Below are 26,972 nucleotides of genomic sequence, written 5' to 3'. Positions count from 1 at the left end.
GGCAGCGGAGGATGGCGGAGGCCGGCTATTTTGCTTCGCGATGCAAAGCGCGCGGCTCAGATGGCTAATGTGTCTTCTCATCGCCGGCGCGCGGCGGAAAATAGCCGGGCGTAGCCATTGCCGGCCCGGTCCGCTTGCCGTCCGATCGCCCTCTAGAAGGCCGAGGTCGCGTCCTCTTCCGGCAATGGTCTCGTTATGAGCGACCCATCAACGTCGATCGAAGCACCGGCCTATTCTGCGGCTACCGTCGACGAATGCAGGAAGCGGACGACGTCCTCTGGTACGAGTTGAAGCCGCATCTCTGCTCTGAGTGTCGCGAGACCGAAGATGTGGAGGTCTTCGTTGAAATCGCCCAGCCGGGGCGACAATGTGATCGCTTCAACGCCGGCTTCTTGCGCGCGCTTGGTGAGGATAGCCTGTACGGCATCTCCGGCTGCATCGTCGTCCCGGGCGATATAGAGACGACGCAGGCTAGACGGCAGCAACATGGCTGAGAGGTGATTGGCTGAGAGCGCCGCGGCCATAGGCAGAGTCGGCAGCACACAGCGCAATGACAGCATGGTCTCAATCCCCTCGCCCGCGGCGAGCACGTCGTCCACCACACCGAAGCGGACGGCGTTGCCGAGCAGGTCGCCCATGGCCCGTCGTGGCGTGTCGATCGGAGCCTTGCCGAGCCGCACGCGATCAAAGCCGTCTGGATCGAGCCAGGTTCGGTGCGCTCCGGTGATCCGCCCCTCAAGGTCCGTGACGCGGGCAATCATCGCCGGCCAGGTTTCGGGCGGCGAATCTTCATCCGGTCGATAGTAGCAACGAGGGTGGAAGCGCAGGCTGCCATCATGGTGGGCAAGGGCTATTCCGCGGCGCTGCAAATACGTCTCGACCACCGTCCCCTCGATCGGGCTGGATATCGCAAGGAGCCGACGAGCGGCTTCCTGCGATCCAGCAAGCGCCACCGAACGAACGGGCTTCGAGGCGAGCTGCGGCTCAGGACGAGGCAGCTTCAGAAACCGCCTCGCTTCCTCGGCGGCCTCGCTGAAGTCGCGCAAACCCCGGCATTCGCGGATGATGTCGAGGAGGTCTCCATGCGCGCCGGTCGCAGCGTCAGTCCACTTGCCGGCGGGGCCCTTTGGCGATTCTTGGAGCCGCACGAACATCGAGCGGCCCGGCGTGTTGCGGGCGTCGCCGACCACCCAGTACCGCCCCGCCCGCTTGCCATTGGACAGATAGTAGCGGCACACTGCCTCGGCCTCGCGCGCGAGGCGGCGTGCCAGTTCGCAAGGCCCGGGGGACATCACGCGGCCTCCCGCTCACTGATGCGCGCAACTGGATAGGTGTCGAGCACCTTTGCCATGATCGCGACGCCGTTCGCGTCCGTGGGTACCAACATCCGCAGCTTCCAGGAGATGATCTCACCAAAGAGGCCATAAGCGCGGAGGCGATCACGCATCGTGTCGTTGAATCCCGACAGCTCGATGCGCCACGCGCCCATCACCCGGACGCGGCGAAGCTGGAGCCCCTCCGCGAGGTCGAGGACGGTACGTCCCTCCATCACCGCGGCAAAAGCAGCATCCAGCGACAGCGTAGGCGCGTCCGCCGAGACGGCGTTTGCGACCCACGCGGCAGAAACCTTGCGGCCGATGATGCGTTCGCCCGCATCGGTCTGGAGACGATAGACGCGGGTCGATTCGTTCGGCAATCGCTTCCAGATGGGTAACAGCAAGCCGACCACGACGTGGATCGTGCTTTCCGTGAACTCAGGCACGTCGGCAAGCTCCGCCAGCCAGGCCGCGGCAAAACGTTCGCGATCCGCTTCAACCCAATGGCTCTCCGCCATCATTTTCAAGGGGACTTGGTGCTTTTCCATAGGCCGGATCAGGCGGACGCGGCGCTCGATCTCGCCGTCGTCGAGCATGATGCTCGGGGCCGGAACCTGCACGGCGGCCCGTCCCGAACGCTCGTTGATCAGCAGGAGAGAATGATTGGAAAGACGAGCAAGGGCATCATCCAAGCCAACAGGATGGTTACGCTGGCGCTGGACGATGCTGAGCAGCCGTGTCTCGGCGCCTGTGCGCGGATGGACATAGATCGTCCGCCGGTCGGTGACGACAAAGCTTTCGGCGCGAAGCGTTTCCAGCCCGACGTCGTAGGTACCCGACGCGACCGCGCCGTCGATACGAGCGGTCAACAGCTGCTCGAAGGCGGTGAAGAGGATATTCTGTAGGTCGATGGCGAGCGCGAGCAACCTGTTGAGGAAGGTCGTAATCGGCGGCAGGTCATCCCTGAGCCCATTGGCGTCAGTCAGCTTCAGGCCGGTCGCATCCTCGAACTTCTCGAGCGAGCAGCCATCGACCTTGCCTCGGACGAGCAACGTGTAGAGTTGGCGCAAAGCGTCGCGCCCGTACTGGCTTTCGAGATTGTCCTCAGGCCGGAACAGGCCGTGACCTCCGGTCTGGCGCTGGCCGCGCGTAATGGCGCCCAGAGTGTCGAGCCGGCGCGCGATGGTGCTGAGGAAGCGCTTTTCGGCCTTCACGTCGGTTGCGATGGGCCGGAACAGCGGCGGCTGCGCCTGATTGGTCCGGTTCGTGCGGCCGAGTCCCTGGATCGCGGCATCCGCCTTCCATCCGGGCTCGAGCAAGTAATGGACCCGCAAGCGGCGATTCCGGGCCGACAGTTCGGCATGGTAGCTCCTTCCCGTGCCGCCCGCGTCGGAGAACACGAGGATGCGCTTGACGTCGTCCATGAAGGCCGAGGTCTCAGCGAGATTGGCCGAACCGGCTCGGTTTTCGGCCACCAACCGGTCACCCTTGCGGATGATGCGTCGCGAGCGGCCGGTCACTTCGGCGACCATGTCGGTGCCGAAGCGCTGCACGATTTGATCCAGCGCACCCGGTACCGGAGGCAGCGAGGCGAGTTTCTCGATGAGGCGGCTGCGTCGTGCGACGGCTTCCCGGCTCTCAACCGGCTGGCCATCGCGATAGACAGGCCGAGAGCAGAGATTGCCCTCCGAGTCGGTAAAGGGCTCGTAGAGCTGGACTGGGAAGGAATGGGCGAGATAGTCGAGCACATACTCGCGCGGAGTAATGTCGACCTGGACGTCGCCCCAGTCTTCGGTCGGGATCTCGGCGAGCCGGCGCTCCATCAACGCTTCGCCCGTTGAGACAATCTGGATGACGGCGGCATGGCCGGCGTCGAGATCGCGGTCGATCGATCGGATGAGCGACGGCCTCTTCATCGAGGTCAAAAGATGGCCGAAGAAGCGCTGTTTGGCGCTCTCGAAGACAGATCGGGCCGCGGATTTTGCCTGCCCGTTCAGCGTTCCAGTTTCGCCGGTGATGTTGGCGGCCCGCATCGCCGCGTCGAGGTTGTTATGGATGATGCTGAACGCATCTGCATAGGCGTCGTAGATGCGAACCTGCTCCGGCGTAAGCTGGTGCTCAACGAGTTCGTACTCGACGCCCTCATAGGACAATGAGCGGGCAGCGTAGAGACCGAGCGCCTTGAGGTCGCGCGCCAGCATCTCCATCGCCGCAACACCCCCCTCCTCGATTGCCTCGACGAACTCGGCACGCGTGGCGAATGGGAAATCGGCCCCGCCCCAAAGGCCGAGGCGTTGGGCATAAGCGAGGTTGTGGACCGTGGTGGCGCCCGTCGCTGGCACGTAAACCACGCGAGCATTGGGCAAGGCGTGCTGGAGCCTCAGGCCTGCGCGCCCCTGCTGAGAGGCCGCCTGGTCGCCGCGCTCGCCCTTGCCCCCGACCGCATTCTGCATGGCATGGCTCTCGTCGAAGACGATCACTCCGTCGAAGTCGGAGCCCAACCATTCGACGATCTGCCGTACACGCGAAAGCTTCTCGCCATGCTCGTCGGTGCGTAGCGTGGCGTAGGTGGCAAAAAGGATGCCTTCCGAAAGGCGGATTGGGGTGCCCTGGCGAAACCGGGACAGAGGTGTAACGAGCAGTCGCTCCATGCCGAGCGCGGACCAGTCGCGCTGGGCATCTTCGATCAGCTTGTCGGATTTGCTGATCCAGACCGCACGGCGGAGGCCCTTGAGCCAATTGTCGAGCAGGATTCCGGCGACCTGCCGTCCCTTGCCAGCGCCAGTGCCATCGCCCAAGAACCAGCCGCGACGAAAGCGGACGGCATTCTCGGCGTCGTCACGTGCGGCGGCCACAACGTCAAAGGTCGCATCGACGGTCCAAGAGCCCGCCAGAAACTCGGAATGCGCCTCGCCAGCATAGATGATACTCTCGAGCTGGGCATCCGACAGAACTCCGTCTGCCGTGACATTGGCCGGCAGGTGCGGACGATAGGATGGTTTCGGTGGCGCAACCGAGGCCATCGCCGCGGACTGCACGAGCTTGGTCGGATGTGCGCACGAGCCGGGAATACGGATCGACTGCAATCCGTACTCCTCATAGAGCGCATCGGTGAGGCGGGCGCCTTCTGGCGGCGACCATTCGACGATCTCGTACGCAAGTTCCACACTGTCCGGCGCGCTCCCCGAAGTGAACGAGGGGCTTGGTGCAATGGCGCCGGCCGATCGGGGCATTGCAGGGCGCCTAACGATGTCGGCCACGACCGGAACGGTGACTGGTAGCCTCGGAGGCACGTGCTGGATCACCCAATTGAGCAAGGTGGCGACATCGCCGGCCATGCTCTGCGAGACGGGAAAAACCTTCGGATCGGCAGCGGGCGACTTGTCGATTACGAGCAATCTCGTGTCCGTCTGAGTGCCGTGCTTGGCGTAGACGGCGCCGCCGATCGCGGCAGAGAACACGACCCGTCCGCGCTCCTGGAGGTGAACAAAGGCCTCTAGCCAAGCCGGGTTATCCGGCGTAAGGCCCGCGCCAACGATGGCGACGAGGCGCCCACCATCGCCAAGACGGGCGAGCGCCGAAGCGATGTGCCGGAAAGCGGCGTCCGCCATTCGTCGATTGACATTCGCCACCGCTGAGAACGGCGGGTTCATCAGAACTACGCTCGGTACGGCCCTCGCATCGAGGTGATCATCGATCTGCGCGGCGTCGAACCGCGTGACCTCAACGTTGGCAAACAAATCATCTAGCAGCGCCGCGCGGCCTTCAGCCAACTCGTTCAACATCAGAGAGCCGCCGGCGAGCTCGGCCAGGATGGCGAGCAAGCCGGTCCCCGCGGATGGCTCCAGAACGCGGTCGGCAGGCGTAATGCCGGCCGCGGAGCATGCGGCCAGCCCAAGCGGCATCGGCGTTGAAAATTGCTGAAACGCCTGACTATCTTCGGAACGTCGCGTGTGAGTCGGCAGACAGCTCGCGTTTCTCGCGAGCATTGGCAGCATCGCGGCGGTCGAGCCAGCCCTGGCGCGCATGGCCGGACCGAACTTGCGCAGGAAGAGAACGGTTGCCGCCTCGCAGACGTCATAGGCGGTCTTCCAGTTCCAGGCGCCGGCCGCGTCCGAGGCGCCGAAGGCCGCCTCCATGGCGCTACGCAGGACGGCTGCATCGATGCGACGGCCGCGTTCGAGATCGGTCAAGAGCTGTCGGGCGGCCCTGACGGCGGCTGAGGTGAGACTTGCAGCGGCACGCATTGAGAGCGGCGCGGCGGCGGCGCCGCCGGCGAGAGATTCGGTCATGGCAGGACTTCTCGGGAGAGCAGGAACGGGTCGAACCATCAGGCGCTCTCCTTTGACCCAACGGCTCAAACCCTTCCCGGCCCAGCTCTCCCTCTCAGCGCTCGCGACCTCCAACCCATCACGAACTGCACCGCCCGTCCTCTCGCTCTCTGAGGCCCCGCCCCGAAGGCAAGCCGAAACGGCCGGCGGACGCATTACGCGGCCTCCTCGTCCCCCTCATCGACAGAGGCGATCGGCCGTTGCTGAAAGCCGAGCAGGAAATCGGCGGCCTTCGACGCCGCGCTCGCCGCCCGTACAACGGCGCGGTTGTCCTCACGCAGCACCTCAAGCCAGGAGCCGATATAGTCGGCGTGGCGCACGGTCGGCACGATGCCAAGTGAAGCGCAGACGAACGCACCCGCCATCTCCGCGACCAGTTCCTCGCGCGCGTAAGATTTGGAGCCGAACGACCCCGAAAGATCACGAGCAAGCCGGGAAACAGCTCCACTCCAATGTGACAGTTCGTGGAACGCGGTCCGATGCCAGTTGATCGGCTCGAAATACGCCGCCGGCGGCGGGACCTGCACAAAATCGCCGGTCGTATTGTAGTAAGCGCGCCCCCCGCCAATCCGGAAGTCAGCGCCGGTTGCGGCGATCAGCGATTCCGCTTGCGGTTCGATCTGATCCGGTGGCGGCGGGACGAACGAGCCAACGACGTCCTCGGGCAAGCCGTCACACTGCTCTATGTTGAAAACGGTAAAGCGCTTGAGAAACGGGATCGTGCCCGGCTCCTCCCCGGTCTCTGCGGTACGTCGACGCTCGTCTTCGGGAATGAAGCGATCCGCGTAGACAACGGTCGTACCTCGCGCTCCCTTCCTGACATGGCCGCCGAGCCCGAGCGCCTGACGAAAGGTCAGCCAGCTCTGGCTGGAGAAGCCGCACTCAATAACGGCACCCCACAAAATCAGCACGTTAATTCCGGAATAACCGCGCAGCGTCGAAGCATTGCGCGGCATGGCGAGCGGCGCCTTGATCGCCGCCGTTCCCCAAGGCTGCACCCAAGGGATACGGCCGGCCTCTAGTTCTGCGATGATCTTGTCGGTGATTTCAGTGTAAAGGCTCGCCCGGTCATCGCCAACGCGAGCTCGTGTGTGTCTGGACATCGCGGTTCTCCGCGACAGGCGCCGGAAGCCTCTCTCCCGACCTTCGACCCGTCACGACGAACCCGGTCCGTACTCTCACTCTCAATCTCGATGACGGCGCACGGCCGGAAGAGAGTTGCACGCGCGGTAGACCTCGAACCGAATGGGCCACGTGTCCGGCCCGTCTGGACAACCTGCAGCTCGATGCCGAAGATTATGAATCACGTCCCCTGCCCGTCTGAGGGCACGGCGTCTGAGCGGCGAGGTGGTGGCGGGTCGGACAGGAAGCTTTGTGTGCGAGGTGCACGGCTCCCGTCATTAATATAGAAGAGAATCGTATGGGGGGAGCGAAGCGGAGACCACTAAGGGTCGCGAGACCCGGCTAAGAGGCACCCGCAGGAGGGGCAGCATAGCGCCGACGCGTAGCGGCGGGACCCGGGACCGAGTGCAGTCGCGAGACCGGTTAAAAATGTCCCCGGGCTCGGGGCAGTGATAGCGACGCCGGAATGCAATGACGGCGGGACCCGAGAGCGAGTGCCTCCGGCGAGCGACTCAATGCGGATTTACGTCTTCTTGGTATCAATTTTGCTTTTGTGATATCGTCTCACTCGTGCGCATGTCTATGCACGGCGTGGGCATGTTCACTGAGAGCCAATTCTTACAGAGGACGACATGGCCAAGAAAGCGAAGAAGGCAAAGAAGACCGCGAAGGCAGCTACCAAGAAGGTGGCAAAGAAGACTTCAAAGAAAAAGAAGTAGTCGTATCGGCTGCTGATATATTGCCGCCTCCGGGTCGAAACCCGGATGAAGAGCGAGACCTCCCAAAGGATATGAAGCGTCCTTTGCAGCCGTTTGGTATCGCGGCACGCTAAGATAAGGCCGGACCTTTGTGCAGGTGGCTGCTGCATAAAGGTCTGGTTTTTTGTTTCTGCCCCGCGGGGGGTGATTTGCTCGTGCGCGAGGGATCGAAGCCGCAAGGCCGAGACGCTGCGCGGCTCGGTTCACGAGAGCCCGGTGCGGCGACAGCCGCACGCGCAAAACGGACAAGGAGCAACCACCTCAGCTCGGACGTCTGAAGTATTGGAAAAATGGTTTCTTCAGTACGTTCTTGCCCACCCAGGCACCTGGCCGGGCGGATAATTCGGCCTTCGAAAAACCACGAGATCCCACGATCCCGAATCCCAGTCGTGTGTTAGCGATGGGGAACGTCTGCGGGACTAAACGATTCGTCTCAGCGTGGGAGAACCTTTCAATGCTGATGACCAAGCAGAGACGGCCGGCGATCCGCACCCTGCGCGGTTGGGCGATCAACGTGCTGAACGAAGCGGGCGCCATCCGCGAGTGCGAGGAGCACGGTTGGATACAGGACCGGGCCGATCCGCATGCACGAGAGCGCGCCTTCGATATCGCCGGTCAGGACCCGCCAGCAGACGTCTCCCCGCACGCAGCGGTGGCCGCGGTTCGCGACGTGCTGGACTCGATTGGTGATACCTGCCCAGAATGCGCCCCTGACGAGAAGGACCGACGCTAAACATCGACGCCAGCCCGTCTCCGAGTCAGCGGCCTAGCCGTTTCTCTACACGCTTGCGCGCGTTGCCGACTTTTTTGACAGCTTTTTTCACCGCCGGTGCCGACTTTCCGGTCTTCTTCGCCTCGTACTGCACTTCGTAGTCCTGCCCGCCGGCCACCCGTGCCCGGTCCTGCTTGCGTCCGCGGGACGTCTTCGACTTCTTCGCTGCCGCCATAGATACCTCCTGTTCGTGGCGTCGAGGCAACGCAACAAGGATTCGGCGGTTCCGGAACGATTCGAACTGTGCCAATTTGAATCGGCTGTGGCGTGGAGTTCTTCAGTGGCGTTTCAGCGTAAAAGGCCGGCGGCTATCGGCGTCAAGGCGCCCTTCCCCGGCTTCATCGAACCGGCCCTGGCCACCTCGATCGAGAAGGTGCCATCCGGAGAGCGCTGGATTCACGAAATCAAATTCGACGGCTACCGTGTTCAGGTCCATCTGGCCAACGAGACGGCGAAGATCTTCACCCGGCGCGGCCACGATTGGACGCATCGCTTCAAGAAGGTCGCTCATGACGCCTGGCGGATCAAGGCGAACTCGGCGGTGGTGGACGGCGAGATCGTGGTACCTGCCGCCGACGGCACGACCGACTTCTCGGTTCTGCAGAACGAGCTCAAGGGCAAGTCGAAGAGGATCGTGCTCGTCGCGTTCGATCTGCTCTATCTGAACGGCCGAGATATCCGGAAGCTACCGCTCCTTCAGCGCAAAGCCGAACTCAAGAAGATTCTAAGCGGCACCGACATCCAGTTCAGCGAAAGCTTCGAGATAGACGGCCGCGAGATGTTCGCGCACGCCTGCAAGCTCGGCCTCGAAGGCGTCGTCTCGAAGGTCCGGGGCAGCGCCTATCCAACGGGACGCACGAATGATTGGGTCAAAAAGGCCTGCGTACAGCGTGAGACGCTGACCATTGCCGGCTTCGCACTCGATGGGACGAAGTGGGACGGCATCTACGTCGGCCGGCGCAAGGGTGATGATCTGGTCTACGCTGGCAAGGTCGACCACGGCTTCGACAAGGTCTCGGCCGCCGATCTGCAGAGACGGCTTAGACCCCTCATCCGAAAGACCCAGCCTTACACCAAGCGCATCGGTCACAAGGGCATCTGGGTCGAACCCAAGCTTCTGGCCGAGATCGAGTATCGCGCGAAGTCGGCCGAGGGAAAGATTCGCCACCCTTTCTTCCGGGGCTTGCGGGAGGACCTGTGATGGATGCGTTCGACCGCTTCTGGCAGTGGGCGAACAAGCCCCCGGAAAGTCCGCTGACGATTCCGGCCGAGCTGCATCGAGCGGTCATGGAGCTCGCTCCTGAGGACAGACGGGACCGCACCGCGGTGAACCGAGCCGCAGCGCGCGTACCAGATCCCGAACGATGAACGCTTGACGGTGACCTCTGGCCTTCACTCGGTGCCGCGGATCAAGAGCCCGTCGCGACTAACTCCGCGCGCGCCGCAGCGCGGCTTCCAATCGCTCCTTCTCCTTGTCCCAGCGGGCTTCTTCGGCTTGAGATCTCTTTGCGAGGGCCTCAACCTCGGCCTGGATGGCCGCGGCCCGCTTCAGGTGCTCCTGCTCCGCCTTGGCCAACGCAGCTTGCGCCTTGTCGACCGCCTGCTGACGGCGCTCACGTTCTCTCTGCCTGGCGGCCTCCTCCCTCGCCCGTTCAGCTTCCCGGCGCCTCTCCTCCCGTTGGTAGGCAAGTGCGGCCTTCCGCTCCGCCGCCTTGTCGACAGGACGCGAGGAAGGCTTCTTCGCCATAGTGCTCTTCGATTTGCGCGGAGCGTTCGTCAATCTCTGTCCCCGCCGAGATCGGAGGGCAGTTCGGCTTGCTCGCTGAAGGATCCGTCGGATCCGACCGGGCGCCTGAGAACGACGCCAGGCTTCTTCATGGCCGCAGCGATGACGTCCGGATCGTCGCTTTCCTTCGCCGCGCCCTGGTGGAAGAGATTGCTGTTGGCGCCCCAGGCTTCGAGGGCCGCTTTCATGGAAGGAGCGGCGATCGCCAGATCGAAGAAGCCCAGCGAAGTCTGGTAGGTCTTGAGTTTTCTCGCCATGACATGCTTCCCGCCGACCGACGCGATCGTTTGATCCCTCGTTCAGCCTACCTCGCGAGCAGGGGTTCTTCGAAACGAACACACGGCGCCGCCGGTGCGGGATATAAGTAGCGCCCGCCCTCCGACGTCGCCGGATGCTTCACGGTAGGCTAGGCCGACTTTCGCTGCGGCTTTGCGGCGGGCTTTTTTGCCGCGCTCTCCTTGGCCGTTTTTTTGCCAGTGATCGGCATCAGCATTTCCTTCTGCCCAGCGGCCGCTTTGCGCGGCTTCTCGGCTGGCTTCTTCGGCGCCTCTGTCGGGCCCGTCGCGTCTCGTCCGATGCTCTTGCGCAGCGCGTCCATCAGATCGACGACATTCTCGCCCCGAGGACGCTCTTTCGCTCTGATCGGCTTGTAGCCCTTGACGATGTCCTCGTTGTCGACCTCCTCGCCGGTGTCGGCGTCGACCTTGGCGTACTTGATCCGATGGCCCCGAAGCAGATGGAAAAGCTGGCTGCGTCGACGTTCTCTTCGAGCTTCTGCGCGAGGCCGGCCTAGATACTCCGGACGGCGTCAGCTGCTACATCCCGGTTCTCGATCCGGACACCGAAGCTCGGCCATTGGCCGACCAGATCGCCGATGCTATCCTGTCGGAGAGGCCCGAACTATACGAGACGTTTCTGGCCTTGAAGGCGAAGGCGAGTTCCCGCGATCCGTATTCCCAGGCCGTTTCCGGCGAACACGGTCCGACCCTGCTCGGCGAATTCCTCACGAGATGGGTACGTATTCGAAAGATTCGCCCGGCGCTTGGCCAGAAGTCAGGGCATTCCGACGCACCCGATCCCGTCGAACAAAGCCATCCCGTCCCTTCTCGGCGACCACCGCATACCGGTAAGAATAATCGACCATCTGCGCAATGTCAGGAACAGTCTGGTGCACGGACATAGACCGTCGTCGCCCGATATCCTGAGGTCCTCGATCGGAGAATTCGACACCATCTTCGAGGCCCTTCAGCAAAGTGGCGATGCCAACATCATCGGCGCGCTGAATTGGGCGCAATCTGATGCGGAGAATCTCCCGGGTTCCGGACTGTCACTGCGGAGAGTCAGCTCTTGAGCTCCCGCGGCGTCCGGACGTCTCGATAGCGGTTCTCCCCCTCCTGAAGTCGGTCTACAACCTTCCCCGCCTCGTCAACCTGAACCGGAAGCAGAATTTTCCCGGTATCGATATCGGCGACGATCACGACCGTGTGTCGTTCCAGATAACATCGACGACGACGCTCGAGAAAGTGAAGTCGACCGTCCAGCAGTTCATGGATCGCGCCTACCACAACACGTTCGACGAGCTCTATGTCCTCATGCTCGCGCGGAAGCAGTCTTCTTACAGCCAAACGTCGGTGAACGAGCTGCTGACTAATCAATTCGCCTTCAACTGCAAGAAGCACATCATCGACCTCGGTGACCTTCTCTGTCAGGTGGCTGGTCTCCGCCTCGCTGCGCAGGAGTGGATGCTCTCGAGCTGAAGGTGATGTACGCGTCGACCTCGCCGAGGATGCGCTTGAACGCCGGTGTCGATCGACAAGAAAGATGGTCGCCCCTACCTCAGTGAGGATCAGGCCTACGAGTTGCTGCGCGACGCGCTGGACGAGTACGGTCGAGCGCTTGAGCACATGCCGGCTCTGTGGGACGATGTGAAGCGGAAGTTCGCCGATGAAACGTCGGCGCAGCGTCTCGCCCATCACGAAATCGCCTGCCGCTATGCCGACGACGACCGGTTCACTTGGGATGATCGACAAGAGGGCAAGCGCCGGCGCAGGGCGCCGGCGAAAGCCAAGGTACGTTTGCGCGAGTTAGAACGGTTCTTCCGGCATCGGTACGGCGTCCCCTGCCCGACGACGACGGCGGCCGCGACGACCTGCTGGTCGCCGCGCATCACATCGCCACGACTTACCGGGCGCCTGACCGGCACATAGCTGCTTGGGCAAATCTCTGGGCGCCGTGGCTGTCTGAGGCCGAATGCGCAGACCTAGCCGCGCGGATCATCAGGAAGCCGCTCAGTTGGATGGCGGACACGCTTGCTTGGCGGATCGGGCTGACTGATGCGTTGCGGACCGCGCTCGGGATCACGACGATCGGCGCCATCGACTGCAATAAGGATCGCCGTGCCGTATGTATTGGTGCTTTCCGGCGAAACGAACCGCAACTAAGACGGAAAACGGCACGCTTTCTATGCGATCCTTCACCCCGATCCCCTCCGGGATCGGCGGCTGCGAGGTCCGGTTGGGTTCGCCTCCATTGCCGGGCCTCGCTTCCGACTCCTATGCGGTAGCGGAAGCGCTAGATCGTGCATCCAGTCTTTCCTGGCTGGCCAGCCGCCGGCGCCATTCGACCGTCTCGAATACATCGCCTCCGCCACTTCAGTTGGCGGCCTCTTTCGCCTGAGATGGCACCACAAGCCAGTAGTATCGGTGGTTCGAGCGCGGGTCGGAATTGTCGCTGCTTGAGAAGAAGACATGACCATGCTGTAGCGAGTAACGCCCCATACCTTGCTGGGCGACCAAATAGCCGAGGCTATGCGGCCATGCGAGCGGCTTGTCGTCCTCATACAGCACCACCGGCGATGACTGCGTGTCATTGTCCTCGTCGGCATAGGCCTCGAATTGCTTGGGGATGGGCGCCGAATAGACAAAGCCATCCGGATAGATCTGGTGCGGCCTCGGAAGGAGGTAGGCGTTTGGAGCAGGCGGCGGCTTGGGCGATCCATAGTCGCGCTCGCTCCATGTGACCAGCAGGATGTTGACCAGTGTAACGCACAATGCAAGCCCGATGGGCCAGTAAGGCACTTTGGTCTGCACGGCGGCTTGGGTGGCCGCTTCTTCGTCAAATCTGTTCGCTAGCGTCAATAGAAACTCTCTTGCGCCTGGGGCGCAGCCGGTCGCCATCTCGCGAGCTTGCGCTGCTAGCTTGGCAAAATCGTACGCAAACCGATGCTGACGACGACATCGAGGACTCACGACGCCAGGAGCTGAGCCCATGACGGGTTCACTGCCTGCCAGCAGCGGGTGAATTTTGGCGTTCGTCCATGCGGTGAAATTCCGCATTAGAACGGCAACTTCCAAACGGAGTAGAGAAGCCACCCCATAGCGCCCCAAAAGAGCATCGAGGTGACGACTAAATATGATGATCTAACCAATGCCCGGCCTTCCTCAGAAACATTGGACGATATAGCATTGCAACCAGGGCGATCAGCGGCGCTTTGCGGTGGTGATCCGCAGAATTTCTGCGCGGACAAGTGATGCATCGAGAGAGACCTTGACGGTCTCTCCCCAGTTCAAAATGGATAAAAACCGGGCGGCACCCTGTCGCAACCGCTACGGCTTTTCGGTCGAAGGACCGATGGAGGATGACACCCGCGATGCGGTCGTCGCCGCCCAAAAGGCTGGGCGCCAAGTCAATCGCCATTCGACCTTGCCGCACTACACGGACTGCGGTCGTATGGTCTGGACCTTGACCGCGAAGCCGAACGGCAAACCGTCATTGCAGAAGCAATACCGGCGCCGACCGCGCCTCGGGTCATCAGATCGAAGTGGATGCAGGGCGAGAGTAGGTCATGGAAAACTTCGGGTACTTCTTCCTCGGCGCGCTAATCACAACTCTGGTATCAATCTTCTTCTACTTTCGGGCGGGAGAAGAGTTGCGACGAGAGACAAAGAAGCTTCGTGAATTACACGAATTAACGCTCTTCGCGCTCCTAAATCGGCAGGCGGACCTAAAGCCAAGATATGACAGCGCCGGGCACATCGTTGGAATTATCGTGGAATTGACCGCTCGCTCGACGGCCATGTCGTCCGAGCGCGCTACAGCTACCATTTCAGAGCCGCCGCCGTCCTCATGACTTCATCCCGCGCGCATCCAGTTTGGCGCCTTCGTCCAGCGACGTCCCGACGACGCGGTTTAGATCGGGGCCCAACGCCTTAGCGCGGGTCGCGTCGCGAGCGATTGAAGCACAATGCTTTCCGGTCTTGCCGGCCGTATCGTCAGCAAAAGATCGCAAGTTGCGATCCTTTTTCACGCCTCGCCCGGCCGCTTCGTCTCCGGATGCACGGCCTCATAAGCCGCCTTCCGCTTGGCGATCAGCTTCGCGCGCTGCGCCAGCGTCAGGCCTCGCCCTTTGCAGTCCCGAACGCCTTCGCAATAAGGTTGCCTAACAATCGGCGAGCGTCCGCCAGCGAAATCGGATCCAATGGCGGCGTATGTTTCCCACCTTGTCGATGTCTGTAGGAATTTGCTGTTCGCTTCACCCGCTTGATATCTGAGGCTGCGACCCAGCCCTTTGCGCGCAACGCATCTTCGCCACCGACCCAGTCCTCAAGACATTCGATCGCCTTGTAGACATCGAACCATTCGGCCCGGTTGAAGTAGATCAAAGCATCCGCCAACAGATCGTGATCTTCACTGATCGCCACCCACTGCTGAACGTGACTTTCCTTCGGAAGCGGTGCTGAACCTTCTTGCTCCGCTATCGCAATCCCGATAGCGCCCGCTCGCCTGCGCGCTTCTACCGAGCCTACGGCAACCGACATATGGATGCCTCGCGTACCGTCGGCACGATATTCGACTACGCCTTCAAAACGGACAGGTCGGCTACCAAATTTGATTTCCATCGCCGCGTTAAGTTGCTCGACGATTGCAACGGCGCGCCCGCGCACCTCATCCGCATTCGCCAGCGCGTCGAATTGCCCGGTCCGCAGAAAATACTCGTCGTCCTTCTGGTCGACCCACGGGTCAAATGGCACCTGCAAGGCGTCGGCCCAGTCCGCGAGGTCGAATGAGTGTCCGATCAAATGAACACCCCAGCCCACTTTGTGCGCCACTAACATGCTCCGTTCTAATGGATCGGGGGTTTATCGATTAGGTGCATTCCGATCGCCAACTCGACGCGCTGCCACGCTTTCAAAAAATCCAGATAGATGTCTGCTAACCGCACTTTGCGTTTTGGACTTTTAAACGCCAACGCATGCCTGCGCGCGGTCCTGGCGTTGCTGGTCACGTTGGTATCGGGACAGTCGCGTTCGATCTGTAGCATCAGTGACGAAACAGCCCCGACCCAGTCGTCGTTCTTGTCAGTAACGATGGAATAGATGTCGGAACACTGCTGTCGCCAAGCTTCGTATTGTGCGCGGTCGATTTTCATTAGGGCACCTTAGTTCGAAAGAAGGCGAGCGCCTCTCGACAGAGATGAAGCACATCAATTAGTTCACCTCTGAACTGAACGCGAACCACGTCAGGAATATCCGAGAAGCTTGTGCCATCACAGAAATAGCTTCCATCACTAAAGGCCGCCCCTTTCCCTATTTCAAAGTGATCCGCCGACAAACCGGTACGGCGCCCGCGATCCAACACGAAGTGTTTGCTCGCATTCGCTATGTCTGCGAGGGCGGTTAAGCAGGCGTCACCGCACCAGTTTCGCACCAGAAACGACCTGATCGAAACGCAACGAACGCGGACGAAATCAAACGAAAACGCAACAAAATCAGCAAAGCTGATCAATATTCTCCCGCTCATAACGGTCTGGTTGCAGGTTCGAGTCCTGCCGGGCCCACCACGCTTCGAACAGCTCAGTCGGTGTTGCTGCATTGCGCTCCTGATTCGAACGGCCCACCAACGGTCGTCCATGTTTCGCGAGAGTGTACTCTGCGGGAACGGCAGTCTGTCGCACCGCTCGTCCCGAGCCTGCCCGGCCTGAACCGGACATCGCGACGTTCAACGCACGGGCGAGCCCGGCGCAGGCCAATGATCTCGCGCCTCATTGTCACACTCTACTAAAGTCATATGCGACCGGAATGGCGGTGCGCCTCGTCGTAGGATTTGATTGCAAGCCTGAGCGGTCTCAAGGTCAACGATAAGGAATCTGGGAGGAGCACATGAGACGAATTCCTGCAATCTTAGCTGGTGCGGTCGCCGCTATTGCGATCTCAGGCGCAGCACAGGCGCAGATTACCATGAAGGCATCGCATCAGTTTCCCGGCGGCAAAGGCGACGTGCGCGACGACATGGTGCAGATGATCGCCAAGGAAATGAAGGCCTCCGATGTCGGGGTCGACGTTCAGGTCTATCCAGGGGCTTCGCTGTTCAAGCCCAACGACCAGTGGAATGCCATGGTCAACGGGCAACTCGACATCTCGCTACTCCCGCTCGACTATGCCAGCGGCAAGGTGCGTGCCTTCAGTGCGACCCTGATGCCCGGTCTGATCCGCAACCAGGAGCGCGCAAAACGCGTCAACAACTCGCCGTTCATGAAGGACATCCGCGCAGAAATCGAAAAGCATGGCGTCATCGTGCTGTCTGACGCCTGGTTTGCCGGCGGCATGGCTTCGAAGAACGGGTGTATCGTCAAGCCCGACGACATGAAGGGCCGTAAATTCCGGGCTGCCGGCCCGACCTTCGCCGGCATGTGGGAAGCGGCCGGCGCCAGCATCGTGAGCCCACCATCGAACGAAATCTACAATGCGTTCCAGACCGGCGTGGTGAATGGCACCGACACCAGCCTTGGCACCTTCCAGTCGATGCGTCTCTATGAAGTGACGGACTGCCTGACCGCGCCCGGCGACAACGCGCTGTGGTTCATGTACGAGCCGGTGCTAATGTCGAAGAAGAGTTTCAACAGGCTCAACAAGAGGCAGCAGGACGCCGTTCTGGCAGCTGGCAAGAAGGCCCAGACATATTATGAGGGCAAGGCAGACGAGGTGAACAAGGAGGCCATCAAGGCATTCGAGGACCACAAGGTGAAGGTCGTGACGCTGAGCGACGCCGATTATCAGGCATGGCTGGAAGTGGCGAAGAAGAGTTCCTATGTCGAGTTCGCCAAGAACGTGCCGAACGGGCAGAAGCTGATCGACGAAGCACTCGCCGTAAAATAGCGGCAGGGGCCGAGCTCCCGGCGAAGCGATCCGCCGGGAGTCGGCCACGCCGGAACAGGCCTCTCAGCAAATCGGACAATTTGATGAATGGTTTCGTACGGGTCGTCACCTTCCTGTCGCGGGTGGCCGGCGTGACCGGCGCGGTGCTGATCGGCCTCGCCGTTCTCGTGATCTGCGACATGGTGATCGAGCGCTATGTGTTCAATCTCACTACGATCTGGCAGATCGACGTAGTGACTTATTGCATCGTCGGCGCGACTTTCATCGGCAGCTCCTATGTCCTGATGACGCGCGGGCACGTCAATGTCGACATTCTGCCGCTGCACGTTCGCCCCCGGATGCGCTTCTGGCTTGCGCTGGTGACGAGCCTGATTGCGTTCGCCTTTTGCATGGCGATCTTCGTGCTTTGCACGATTTACTGGTACCAGGCTCTCACGGAAAACTGGCTGTCCAACACCGTCTGGCGCGCTCGGCTGTGGATTCCCTATCTCTCCATGCCGATCGGGCTCGGCCTTCTGGTCCTGCAATACGTGGTCGAGTTGCTTTGCCTGGTGACGGGGCGTTCTCCACCGTTCGGAATCCCGGAAGATCATGCTGTGGAAGACGTCGTGCGTGCCCACGCGCATGAAGTGGTTGGAGATGCGCGGTGAGCCCGGGCATCCAAGGCCTGATCGTTCTTATCGTCACCCTGCTGATGCTGGTGTCGGGCATCCCGGTTGCCTTCGGCCTCGGCGCCATCGCGTTGGCCTTCCTTGTCGTCTTCCAGGGCTTCGATAGCCTTAGCGTCGTCGCCGAGACCTATTGGTCGGGGCTCGACGAGTTCACCCTGGTGGCTATTCCGATGTTCGTCATGATGGGCGCGGCGATCGGGTCCTCGCCCGCCGGCAAGGACCTGTACGAAGCGCTCGATCGCTGGCTCTACCGTCTTCCCGGCGGACTCGCGATTTCCAATATCGGTGCCTGCGCTATCTTTGCGGCGCTCACCGGGTCGTCGCCCGCCTGCTGCGCCGCTATCGGCAAGATGGGCATTCCGGAGATGCGCCGGCGCGGCTATCCCGACGAGGTTGCGACCGGGTCGATCTGCGCCGGAGGAACGCTCGGCATACTGATTCCGCCCTCAGTTACCTTCATCCTCTACGGCATTGCCACCGAGACCTCGATCGGCCGGCTGTTTATCGCCGGCGTTATGCCGGGCCTGATGCTGACAGCGATGTTCATGTTGTGGACGCTGTACAAGATCTGGCGCAGCGGCTTTCGCTCGCATGCTCCCGGCTTTCGCTACAGCTGGAGCGAGAAGCTCACGTCAGTCCCGAAAGTCGCCCCGTTTCTGATCGTCGTGATCGGCGTCATGTACGCGCTCTATGGCGGCATTGCCACGCCGTCGGAGGCGGCCGGCGTCGGCGCCGCACTCTGCCTGATCCTGGCGATTGTGATCTACCGGCTTTGGCGGCCGCACCAGATCTGGCACATCCTGCGCGACACCATGCGCGAGTCGGTGATGATCCTGACCATCATCGCGGCCGCGGTGCTGTTTGGCTACATGCTTACCTCCCTCTATCTTACGCAGACGCTGGCGCAGGCAATCGCCGAACTGCACGCCAATAAATGGGTGTTGATGTTCCTGATCAACATCTTCCTGCTGGTCTGTGGCTTCTTCATTCCGCCCGCGGCCATAATTTTGATGACAAGCCCGATCCTGTTGCCGATCATCACCTCGGCGGGCTTCGACCCGGTCTGGTTCGGTGTAATCCTGACCATCAACATGGAGATCGGTCTGATCCATCCGCCGGTCGGCCTCAATATCTACATCGTCAACGCCATCGCCCCGGACGTGCCGCTGGCGAAAGTGATGTGGGGCACGCTGCCCTATGTGGTCTGCATGATGCTGGCGATCGCGATCCTCTGCATTTTTCCGGAGATCGCGACCTGGCTGCCGGACAGGCTGATGGGGCCCGGAAGCGGAAGTCACTAAGCAGCTCTTGCCGGCTCATTCACGAAGTCCACATGCACCGCACCAGTTTCGTACCAGAAACGATCGCATCAGAACGCAACGAACGCGATCGAACTCAAACGAAGATGCAGAAAAATCAACGAAGCCGGTGGTTTTTCCGCCGCTCATAACGGTCTGGTTGCAGGTTCGAGTCCTGCCGGGCCCACCAATAAATCGATCACTTTGCCGGGCCGCGACAAGCACTTCACTTCCGCTGAAGCACGCGCAGGGGTTGTCGCGGGTTCGGGCTTGAAGAATGCGGAAAGTGGGTTCGCAGACGTGGACGACGTCGAGAGGCCTGCAGGAAGTAGAGAAGCGACGAGACAAAATCGCGAATAACCGGACATGACCACCCCGGTGTTGCGCCTGCCCGGACACAAGCTTTGGCCGCGACCAAGGGCGCAGTACGGACCGGGGGAATTGATGCAAAGGCCGTAACCACACCCGAACGGATGTAGCCGATGTTACGGCTGCCGGACGAGCGCTATATCCGAACTGACGGCTGGGCATTCGACCTTCCCGGGACGACATTCTGTCCGGAGTGCAGAACCCGTCCGATCGCGCGGAGCGATTGCGATGAGGGAGGCCACGATGGATTTTACGCGGATGTCGGATGCAATCCGGCTGCATCACGCCTCTCATCACCACGATGGGTACGATGGCGCGGGCGAATTGGGCCCTGCGGCGAGCGCTCCGTTCGTGGCTCACCCGGTCGGCGGTGGCACCCTCGCCCATCGTCCCGGCCCGTTTGCTGATCCTGGAGCATACGCCGCGAGCGCGAATACCCATCATAAAGACTCCGACCCGGTTCAATCCAAACATCCCCCATCGGGGGGCGAGATGGACGGCCACGCCGGCAACCACGCAGGGGGCCTGGATGTTTCGTCCACGAAGCCTGCTGCCGGCGCATCCTTTCCCGAGAAGGGCATTGCTTCGGTCGAGACCGGGGCGAACACGGCAGGGAGCGGCGGGGATGGCCATTTTTACGGAGGTATCATTCACGCGTCCCTGTTGGTCTACGAACCGATCAACATTTCGATCAGCGTGGGATACGGCTCGGTCGCCCTGGCCAACCAGTTCAACAATTTGAATGTCGATCAATCCGCTTTTCAAATGGCCGGCGTCGGCGGCCATGGCGGCAATAACGACATTGCGGCGGGTGGGAGCATCAGTACGTTTTCAGGCTCCGGCGTGATCACGAGCGGCGACAACAGCGCCGGAAATGGTGGCGGCGGCTATTTCTCGGGTGCGATCGTGGACGCTCCCGTGGTGATCTATCATCCGATCAATATTGCGTTGGCGAGCTCGGGCGGCACTGCACATGCAAGTCAGTCGAACACGGTCGATGTCGACCAATCGGCCACGCAGATCGCGGGCGTCGGCGGAAGTGGCGGACATGGCAATGTGGCCGCCGGCGGCAGCGTCATCACGCTCGACCCCAGTTGGGGATCGAGCGTCTTTGACGTTCAAACGGGCGGAAGCCAGGCCGGCAATGGCGGTGACGGCATGTTCCACGGAGAACTCGTCCATACCTCGTTTGTAGTGTACAACCCGATCAACGTCGCAATCGCGGGCTATGGCTCCAGCGCTTATGCGGTCCAGATCAATGATGTCTCCGTGGATCAATCCGCGGTTCAGATCGCTGGCATTGGCGGGCACGGCGGCAACGACAACGCCGCAGCGGGCGGCCATGCAAACCTTCTCTCCCATAGTCTGTGGGGCGGGTCCGATACGATCGCGACCGGTTCGAACAGCGCAGGCAATGGCGGCAACGGCTATTTTGCGGGCAGTCTGATCGACGTCAGCTTCGCGATCTATGCACCCATCAACATAGCAATCGCAGGTCCACATTCGACGGCCGTGGCCGATCAGGTCAACAACGTGCACATCGACCAGAGTGCGACCCAGATCGCCGGCGTTGGCGGGGACGGCGGCTACGGCAACCTCGCGCTGGGTGGCGACGCCGCGCATCTCTTGTCGGATCTTCACCTGGTGGCATAGCGAAACGTCGCATCGCTCGCATGGCCGATCGCATCGCGGCACGCGCCGTCGCCGCTCTTCGCATGCAAAGCCCGCGCAGAGGCGCCCTCCCCCGACGAAATGTCGTACTTTCGTATGTAGGCCCACCAGACCGGATGGTGTTCGATTTGACATCTATCGCTCTCGCGCACGGGCGGATCAGACTTGCCGTGCGCGTCCGCCTGATCGGGATGGATGTTGCACGACAGCCAACAAAACGACGGAGGCCTCAAATGATGCCAAAGGCAATCAACATCTCGGATACGATCAAAGTCAAATCGATCGACACCGGTGGTCAAAGTGCCGGAAATGGCGGCGACGGTACTTTCAAGGGAGCGATCATCAGCAAGCCGACTGTCAACTACGATCCGACCAACAAGGCGGAAGGCGCCGACGTGCACGTGAACACCGGCGATCACGTCACTCAGAAGGCAGACTGGGACGCCGGCGGTGCAAACGCGACGGCCTCGTGGTTTTCGAAGGCTCATGGCGGAGACGCCGAGTCGAACGGCAGCCAGAAGTCCTACAGCGGCTACGATACCTCCAAGGTCTACGCCAATACGGATGCCACCCAGATCAACAAGCTCGCGGTGGACCAGCACCAGGAAGTTGTCGCCGGCATCGGCGGCGATGGCGGAGACGGCAACTTCGCATGGGGCGGCGGAGTGACCTTCCATCTCGACACGCTCTGACGAGCCGCTCGTCCGACCGGCGGGACCGGCTACCGCGGCCGCCGGTCCCGGATTTCATGCCAAAGATCCACCGATGCCGTTGCCGGATTGCGTTGACCATCAGTCAAGTGCGCCGGACCTCGATTTCAGGCGGTGACGATCATGCTGATGCCGCCCATTCGGTTGCCCATCCTGCCGCAGATCCGGACGCCACTGCACACAGCCCTCCGGTCCTGCGTGGGACCGCTAGGTCTCGTATTCGCATACAGCTGCAGTTACAACCTGCTACTGTTTGCGCCCTCCATCTATCTTCTTCAGATCTACGACCGGGTGTTGTCGAGCCGGAGCGGCGACACGCTGCTCCTGCTCACGCTCATAGTCGCGATCACAGTCGTCGTCGGCGGCGTGTTCGATGCCTTGCGGCGCGCCGTCCTTGGACGCCTCGGCGCCTGGCTCGACGATCGCCTTCGTCCCTACGTGCTTTCGGCCGGCCTCGAATCGGCGTTTCGCGGCGATTGGACGCAGGCGTCGGGCGCATATCGGGATCTCACCGTGCTGCGCCAGTTCGTCGAGTCCGGCTCATGTACGATGCTGTTCGACGCGCTCTGGGCGCCCTTGTTCCTCCTTGTCCTCGTTCTGATCCATCCCCTGCTTGGCGTGGTGGGCGCCTGCTGCGTCGCCTTCCTGTTCGCGCTCACGGTCGCCGGAGAGCTGGTCACGGAAGACGCCTTGCTCAGGTCCGGCGCCGCGCTCTCCAGAAGCTACGGTCGCCTTCAGACTGCCGCGGGCAACATCCACATGATCCGCGCCATGGGAATGTTCGATAGCGCCGCGCGCATGATCCACCGCGACGCGCAGCACGCGCGCAGAGAGCACGATGTGGCACTCCGGCGAAGCGAGATCGTCTCACTGGCCGCCAAGCCGGTTCGCGCGCTGTCGCAGGTCCTGATCATGGCGGCTGCCGCGTGGCTCGTCCTCGATCACGGGAAAAGTCCGGCAATCATCTTTGCTTCCACGCTGATGTTCAGCCGGGCGCTCGCGCCGGTCGAAAGTGCGGTCGCAGGCTGGAAATCACTCGTGACGGCCGTGAGCGCCTGTCAGCGGCTCGGCGCACTTCTCGCCGCATTCCCCGTCGCCCGGCAGGAGAGCGCGGGGGTTTTCCCGCCGCAGGCGCGAAGCGGCCTCGTCGTCGACAATGTGGGCGTCTGGCTCGCGGGGACCGACCATCTTCTGCTGAACGGCGTCTCCTTCAGCCTCATGCCCGGAGAATGCCTTGGCATTATCGGTCCGTCCGGGTCCGGCAAGTCCTTGCTCGGCCAGGTGATCGCCGGGCTGTCGATGCCGACGCATGGCCGCGTCCTCCTCGACAATACCGACGTCTCGCTGCTTCGCGAGGGCCGAAACGGCGACGGCCTCGGATATCTCCCCCAGGACATCAATCTGATCGGCGACACCATCAACGACATCATCGCACGTCTTGAAGATGCCGACCGGCGGAAGGTCGTCGAAGCGGCCAAGCTCGCCGGAATCCATGGGGCGATCATGCGTCTGCCGCAGGGTTACGACACGGTGGTTCACAGTGAAACAATCTTCTCACGCGGGTATCGGCAGCGCCTCGGTCTTGCCCGGGCCTTTTTCGGCAGTCCACGCCTCATCGTTCTCGACGAACCCAACGCCAGCCTCGACTACGGGGGCGAGCGAATGCTCCTGGATGCCATCGAGCGCATGAAGCTCGCAGGCGTCATCCTTGTCGTCGTCACTCACAGGATGGGTCTCCTCGCCGCCACGGACAAGATTGCCATCATGGAAGACGGCGCGGTCGCCGCGTTCGGCGACAGCGAGGACATCTTTGAACGGCACCTGAGCCGACCCCAGGTTACCTCGCAGGCTGCGCCATGATCTGGAATTCTCTCATCATCTGGAAGCATCCTGCCGTATCGAGACTTCCCATGATCTGGGACCGGCTCGTGCGAGCGCCGGCGCGCCCCCCGCCCGCCCGACGACCCGGCGTCTTGGTAACCGCAATCGACGATTTCGAGCCTCTGGAATTTCCATGGTGCTCGACGCCTACGCCGACCTCGCCACGCGGAAGGATTCGCGCTCTCACCGTCGCGGGCAATCTGCTGGTGCTCTGCTTCATGCTGGGGCTTGGTACATGGGCGAGCCTCGCGCCTCTCGAGAGCGCCGCGATCGCATCCGGCGTCGTGGAATCGGAATCGAGCCGAAAGACGATTCAGCATCTGGAAGGCGGTATCGTCAAAAGGATCCTGGTTTCGGAAGGCGATATCGTACGAAGCGGCCAAACGCTGATCGCGCTGGACGACACCCGGGCCGGCTCGGAGATGCAAAGCCTTCAAGGCCAATTGTGGGATGCAGTTGCTCGTGCCGCACGGCTTCAAGCCGAGCAGCAGCGACTCGAGAGGATCGCGTTTCCGGACACGCTGGAACAGGACAGCAAGCAGAACGGAGTGGCAGCCGCTGCGATGTCGGCGCAGCAGTTCATTTTTCAGGCACGCCTGCAGGTTCACGAGTCGCAGCTTGCGGTCATTCGCGAACGAAGGCGTCAAGTCGAAAAGGAGATCGAAGGTCTCACGGCGCAGGAGAGCGCCACCGAGCAGCGGGTCGGCATCGTCCGGGAGGAACTGGATATGGTCACGACCCTCGTCAACAAGGGGCTCGAACGGCGGCCGCGACTTCTGAACCTGCAGCGGGAGCTGGCCGACGTCGAGGGCCGCCGCGGCGAGATCGCCGCGCAGATTTCCCGCGCCGCGCAAGTCATCAGCGAACAGCAGGCCACATTGTTCAAGCTCGAGAGCGAGAGGCAGAACGAGATCGCACAATCGCTTCGTGAAGCACAGAACCAGATATTCCAGCTCCGCGAGCGGTTGCTTGCTGCCAGGGATCAGCTATCGCGAACAGAGGTCAAGGCGCCAGAGGACGGCGTGATAACCGATTTGCGAATTCATACAGCCGGTGGCGTCATCGGAGCGGGCGCTCCGCTCATGGACCTGGTGCCCCGGCAAGACCGTCTCATCGTGACCGCGCGCCTGAGGCCCGAGGATATCGATGTGGTTCATCCCGGCCTCGATGCCGAAGTTCACCTCGTGCCGTACAATCAGCGTCGCGTGCCTCGCCTGAAGGGGACTGTCGTGCACGTGTCCGCAGACCGGCTCCTCGACAAGCGTACCGACCAGCCATACTACGCGACCAAAATCCGGATCGACGACGCGCAGATCGTCGCAAACGACATCCAGATCGTCCCCGGCATGCCGGTTCAAGTGTTCATCACGACAGGGCGCGGTACGGTGGCTCTCTACGCACTCCGGCCTTTGCTCGACAGCTTCCGTGGTGCATTCAGAGAGGACTAAGTCTCCTGCATCAGACCTGCGCCGGGTTCGTGATCGCGACCCTGCGCCGGCAGCCGGCCGCGCCAGCGGAGCACGGCTTCCGTCCGATTGTGCGCGGCACATTTCCGCATGATATGCTGGATGTGCATTTTCACCGTGCTTTCCGAAAGGTTCAATTTGGCGGCGATAAGCTTGTTGGGCAGGCCGAGCTCCAATTCTGCCAGAACCTGTTGCTCACGAGGCGTGAGATCGGCCACCCTCCTTTCGATGGTCATTCCGGCTCCCTCGTTCACAAGATATGCGCGCGCAAGCCCGCGTGCATCTGGCGCCCCGAAATCCGGTATCCTGTTCATCCCGGCGACGGGCAACGGCCTGTAGACGCCGCCGACAAGGACAAGGCGCAGGCCAGCTATGGCGATCTCGATCGGCAGCGAGGTGGAAAGAAAGCCGCGTACGCCCCGCTGCATCGCGGCCTGCACGGTCGGCTCGTCGTCATGGTTCGACAGGATTGCAACGGCGGCGTTGGGACAACACTCCGCGACGAAGGCGAGACTGCACTCAACCGAGGGATCGTCGACGGGCTTGTCTGCGATGCTCAGCACCACCAGACGAACATCGCGGGTTGACGTGCAGTCCAGGCTTTCGACCGTTGCCATGTCGAGGATCTCGAATTCCGCCAATTCCCGCCTGAGGACGCTCAGAATACATGTGCGAGGCAACAGGAGCGGTTCGACGATTACCAGAACCGGAAAGTGAAGTGATCCATCGAGCCGCTTTGAGGAGTTGGTTATGTCGTCCATGATTTCCTCGAGATGAAAAGAGCTTCCGCGAAATTCCCATTCCATATTGCTTCTCCCCTGCTGCTGCATTCATCCTGAATGATCATCACGAGAGCGCGCTGTGCCGCCGCCAGTGCCCTATCCACTGCGGATCTACCTGGCGCCTGGGTGGAAATTCTTTCCGCTCAAATCATTTGGGCGCGTACCGCGCGGTGACGCAGTCGACGCATTCCCTAATGGCAGATATTTCGATACGCCGTTGACGCCTCCGACCCCGACTTGCCGTCGACGACATATGCTTCATCCTCCTTCACGAGATAAAGAAACGGTCTCTCTGCGGTCTCGCCGCCTGATGCGCTTCTTCCTTTCACACGCCCGCAAATCGTATCCACGGGGCGTCCAAGGGTGTTCTTTCGCATCGTGCGCTTCATTTCGGTGAATTCGGTCGATCTGGGATCCTCCATCTTCGTCGTGATGGTGACCTTCGCCTTTTCTAGGACAGGATCCGATACTTCCGCGGGCCGTTCGGATGCCGGGACGCTGATCCTCGTCCGCGGTGACGCCGCTTTGGCGAGGTCGACCGATCCGCTCTTCTTCGGAGGTGATTCTTTGCCGGACCTTCCCGGGGTTGCAGAATTCGATTTGACGATCGCGGGATCCGGCGCCAACGCCGTCGGCGTTGGCTGCGCGGGTCGGGCGACCGCAACCCGGTCGAAACAGGGTCGTGACGCACACCCAAGGAAATACCCTCGGGAAGGCGCGAACCAGCCAAAGCCGATCAGGACTCCTGCCAGCACTCCAACAAAAAGCAGTCCCATGCGATTTCCCTCCCCGGGATCTCGGCTCGCACTTGCAACTAGGACTAATTCCGCGCTGGTGATCCATCTGTTGCGCAAAAGCGTTAAACGCCCATTAAGCGCGCAGTCG

General features: G+C 61.7%; 23 protein-coding genes and 2 pseudogenes. 13 read left to right on the top strand and 12 right to left on the bottom strand.

The genetic code is table 11. The features are described 5' to 3' along the window. Nucleotides 1-230: 230 nt before the first annotated feature. The 3 genes from XH87_RS21630 to XH87_RS21620 all read right to left on the bottom strand — a co-directional run bounded on the left by XH87_RS21630 (nt 231) and on the right by XH87_RS21620 (nt 6,750). Complete coding sequence (locus XH87_RS21630; RefSeq protein ID WP_271588803.1) at nt 231-1,292, bottom strand: DUF7146 domain-containing protein; 1,062 nt, start codon at nt 1,290-1,292, stop codon at nt 231-233. Continuing rightward, on the bottom strand, nt 1,292-5,608 hold the full coding sequence (locus tag XH87_RS21625) for a strawberry notch-like NTP hydrolase domain-containing protein (protein WP_271589154.1): 4,317 nt from the start codon (nt 5,606-5,608) through the stop codon (nt 1,292-1,294). The genes XH87_RS21630 and XH87_RS21625 overlap by 1 nt, the downstream gene beginning before the upstream one ends. A gap of 194 nt (nt 5,609-5,802) precedes the next feature. Then, nucleotides 5,803-6,750, bottom strand: a complete 948-nt coding sequence (locus tag XH87_RS21620) for an ArdC family protein (RefSeq protein WP_271588802.1) — start codon at nt 6,748-6,750, stop codon at nt 5,803-5,805. Nucleotides 6,751-7,981: 1,231 nt separating this feature from the next. On the opposite strand from XH87_RS21620, the gene XH87_RS21615 reads away from it, so the two are divergent. Next, nucleotides 7,982-8,260 carry a hypothetical protein gene (locus tag XH87_RS21615; RefSeq protein ID WP_271588801.1) on the top strand — a complete coding sequence of 93 codons (279 nt, stop codon included), beginning with the start codon at nt 7,982-7,984 and terminating at the stop codon, nt 8,258-8,260. Between the two features lie 25 nt (nt 8,261-8,285). On the opposite strand, the gene XH87_RS21610 is transcribed toward XH87_RS21615, so the two are convergent. Next, nucleotides 8,286-8,474: a DUF3606 domain-containing protein gene (locus tag XH87_RS21610; RefSeq protein WP_271588800.1), complete on the bottom strand. Its 189-nt coding sequence runs from the start codon at nt 8,472-8,474 to the stop codon at nt 8,286-8,288. Between the two features lie 105 nt (nt 8,475-8,579). Here XH87_RS21610 and ligD point away from each other — a divergent pair, with 105 nt between their 5' ends. Both ligD and XH87_RS21600 read left to right on the top strand, forming a co-directional pair. Then, a complete protein-coding gene (gene ligD, locus XH87_RS21605; protein WP_271589153.1) occupies nt 8,580-9,500 on the top strand; it encodes a non-homologous end-joining DNA ligase in 921 nt (306 codons plus the stop codon). Next, entirely contained in the window at nt 9,500-9,667 is a 168-nt protein-coding gene (locus XH87_RS21600; RefSeq protein WP_271588799.1) for a hypothetical protein, read from the top strand. The genes ligD and XH87_RS21600 overlap by 1 nt, the downstream gene beginning before the upstream one ends. A 58-nt stretch (nt 9,668-9,725) precedes the next feature. On the opposite strand, the pseudogene XH87_RS21595 reads toward XH87_RS21600, so the two are convergent. After that, nucleotides 9,726-10,342, bottom strand: a pseudogene (locus XH87_RS21595) (cell envelope biogenesis protein TolA). 149 nt (nt 10,343-10,491) lie between these two features. Then, nucleotides 10,492-10,734 (bottom strand): annotated as a pseudogene (locus tag XH87_RS21590) (Ku protein); the annotation flags it as partial. A 649-nt stretch (nt 10,735-11,383) separates the two neighbouring features. On the opposite strand from XH87_RS21590, the gene XH87_RS21585 reads away from it, so the two are divergent. Together XH87_RS21585 and XH87_RS21580 are read left to right on the top strand one after the other, a co-directional pair. Continuing rightward, a complete protein-coding gene (locus XH87_RS21585; protein WP_271588798.1) occupies nt 11,384-11,842 on the top strand; it encodes an SMEK domain-containing protein in 459 nt (152 codons plus the stop codon). A 45-nt stretch (nt 11,843-11,887) separates the two neighbouring features. Beyond that, nucleotides 11,888-12,292: a hypothetical protein gene (locus XH87_RS21580; RefSeq protein WP_271588797.1), complete on the top strand. Its 405-nt coding sequence runs from the start codon at nt 11,888-11,890 to the stop codon at nt 12,290-12,292. A 444-nt stretch (nt 12,293-12,736) separates the two neighbouring features. Here the strand turns inward: XH87_RS21580 and XH87_RS21575 are convergent, their stop codons facing one another. After that, nucleotides 12,737-13,420, bottom strand: coding sequence for a hypothetical protein (locus tag XH87_RS21575; RefSeq protein ID WP_271588796.1), 684 nt, complete (start codon nt 13,418-13,420; stop codon nt 12,737-12,739). Nucleotides 13,421-13,929: 509 nt separating this feature from the next. On the opposite strand from XH87_RS21575, the gene XH87_RS21570 reads away from it, so the two are divergent. Beyond that, entirely contained in the window at nt 13,930-14,214 is a 285-nt protein-coding gene (locus XH87_RS21570) for a LapA family protein (protein ID WP_271588795.1), read from the top strand. 262 nt (nt 14,215-14,476) lie between these two features. On the opposite strand, the gene XH87_RS21565 is transcribed toward XH87_RS21570, so the two are convergent. Genes XH87_RS21565 through XH87_RS21555 form a run of 3 tightly spaced genes read right to left on the bottom strand, consistent with a single transcriptional unit; the run spans nt 14,477 to nt 15,869 of the window. Beyond that, nucleotides 14,477-15,193, bottom strand: a complete 717-nt coding sequence (locus XH87_RS21565; protein WP_271588794.1) for a hypothetical protein — start codon at nt 15,191-15,193, stop codon at nt 14,477-14,479. 14 nt (nt 15,194-15,207) lie between these two features. Then, entirely contained in the window at nt 15,208-15,513 is a 306-nt protein-coding gene (locus XH87_RS21560) for a hypothetical protein (protein ID WP_271588793.1), read from the bottom strand. After that, a complete protein-coding gene (locus XH87_RS21555; protein ID WP_271588792.1) occupies nt 15,513-15,869 on the bottom strand; it encodes a hypothetical protein in 357 nt (118 codons plus the stop codon). The genes XH87_RS21560 and XH87_RS21555 overlap by 1 nt, the downstream gene beginning before the upstream one ends. A gap of 374 nt (nt 15,870-16,243) precedes the next feature. On the opposite strand from XH87_RS21555, the gene dctP reads away from it, so the two are divergent. The 7 genes from dctP to XH87_RS21520 all read left to right on the top strand — a co-directional run bounded on the left by dctP (nt 16,244) and on the right by XH87_RS21520 (nt 25,287). Then, nucleotides 16,244-17,239, top strand: coding sequence for a TRAP transporter substrate-binding protein DctP (gene dctP / locus XH87_RS21550; protein ID WP_158669873.1), 996 nt, complete (start codon nt 16,244-16,246; stop codon nt 17,237-17,239). A gap of 83 nt (nt 17,240-17,322) precedes the next feature. Next, nucleotides 17,323-17,889, top strand: coding sequence for a TRAP transporter small permease subunit (locus XH87_RS21545; RefSeq protein WP_035705691.1), 567 nt, complete (start codon nt 17,323-17,325; stop codon nt 17,887-17,889). After that, on the top strand, nt 17,886-19,211 hold the full coding sequence (locus XH87_RS21540) for a TRAP transporter large permease (protein ID WP_158669875.1): 1,326 nt from the start codon (nt 17,886-17,888) through the stop codon (nt 19,209-19,211). The genes XH87_RS21545 and XH87_RS21540 overlap by 4 nt, the downstream gene beginning before the upstream one ends. 609 nt (nt 19,212-19,820) lie before the next feature. Then, nucleotides 19,821-21,230, top strand: a complete 1,410-nt coding sequence (locus XH87_RS21535) for a hypothetical protein (protein ID WP_271588791.1) — start codon at nt 19,821-19,823, stop codon at nt 21,228-21,230. Nucleotides 21,231-21,250: 20 nt separating this feature from the next. Continuing rightward, nucleotides 21,251-21,940, top strand: a complete 690-nt coding sequence (locus tag XH87_RS21530) for a hypothetical protein (protein ID WP_271588790.1) — start codon at nt 21,251-21,253, stop codon at nt 21,938-21,940. A gap of 141 nt (nt 21,941-22,081) precedes the next feature. Beyond that, nucleotides 22,082-23,818, top strand: a complete 1,737-nt coding sequence (locus XH87_RS21525) for a type I secretion system permease/ATPase (RefSeq protein WP_271589152.1) — start codon at nt 22,082-22,084, stop codon at nt 23,816-23,818. Nucleotides 23,819-23,868: 50 nt separating this feature from the next. Continuing rightward, nucleotides 23,869-25,287, top strand: a complete 1,419-nt coding sequence (locus tag XH87_RS21520; RefSeq protein WP_271588789.1) for an HlyD family type I secretion periplasmic adaptor subunit — start codon at nt 23,869-23,871, stop codon at nt 25,285-25,287. On the opposite strand, the gene XH87_RS21515 is transcribed toward XH87_RS21520, so the two are convergent. After that, complete coding sequence (locus XH87_RS21515; RefSeq protein ID WP_271588788.1) at nt 25,284-26,111, bottom strand: response regulator transcription factor; 828 nt, start codon at nt 26,109-26,111, stop codon at nt 25,284-25,286. The genes XH87_RS21520 and XH87_RS21515 overlap by 4 nt on opposite strands. A 167-nt stretch (nt 26,112-26,278) precedes the next feature. Beyond that, complete coding sequence (locus XH87_RS21510; RefSeq protein ID WP_271588787.1) at nt 26,279-26,863, bottom strand: hypothetical protein; 585 nt, start codon at nt 26,861-26,863, stop codon at nt 26,279-26,281. Nucleotides 26,864-26,972: the final 109 nt, after the last annotated feature.

The organism is Bradyrhizobium sp. CCBAU 53415, from assembly GCF_028128735.1.
In the GTDB taxonomy this organism is placed as follows: domain Bacteria; phylum Pseudomonadota; class Alphaproteobacteria; order Rhizobiales; family Xanthobacteraceae; genus Bradyrhizobium.
The sequence above is the reverse complement of the archived record's forward strand: the minus strand, read 5'-3'. Positions and strand labels throughout refer to the sequence as shown.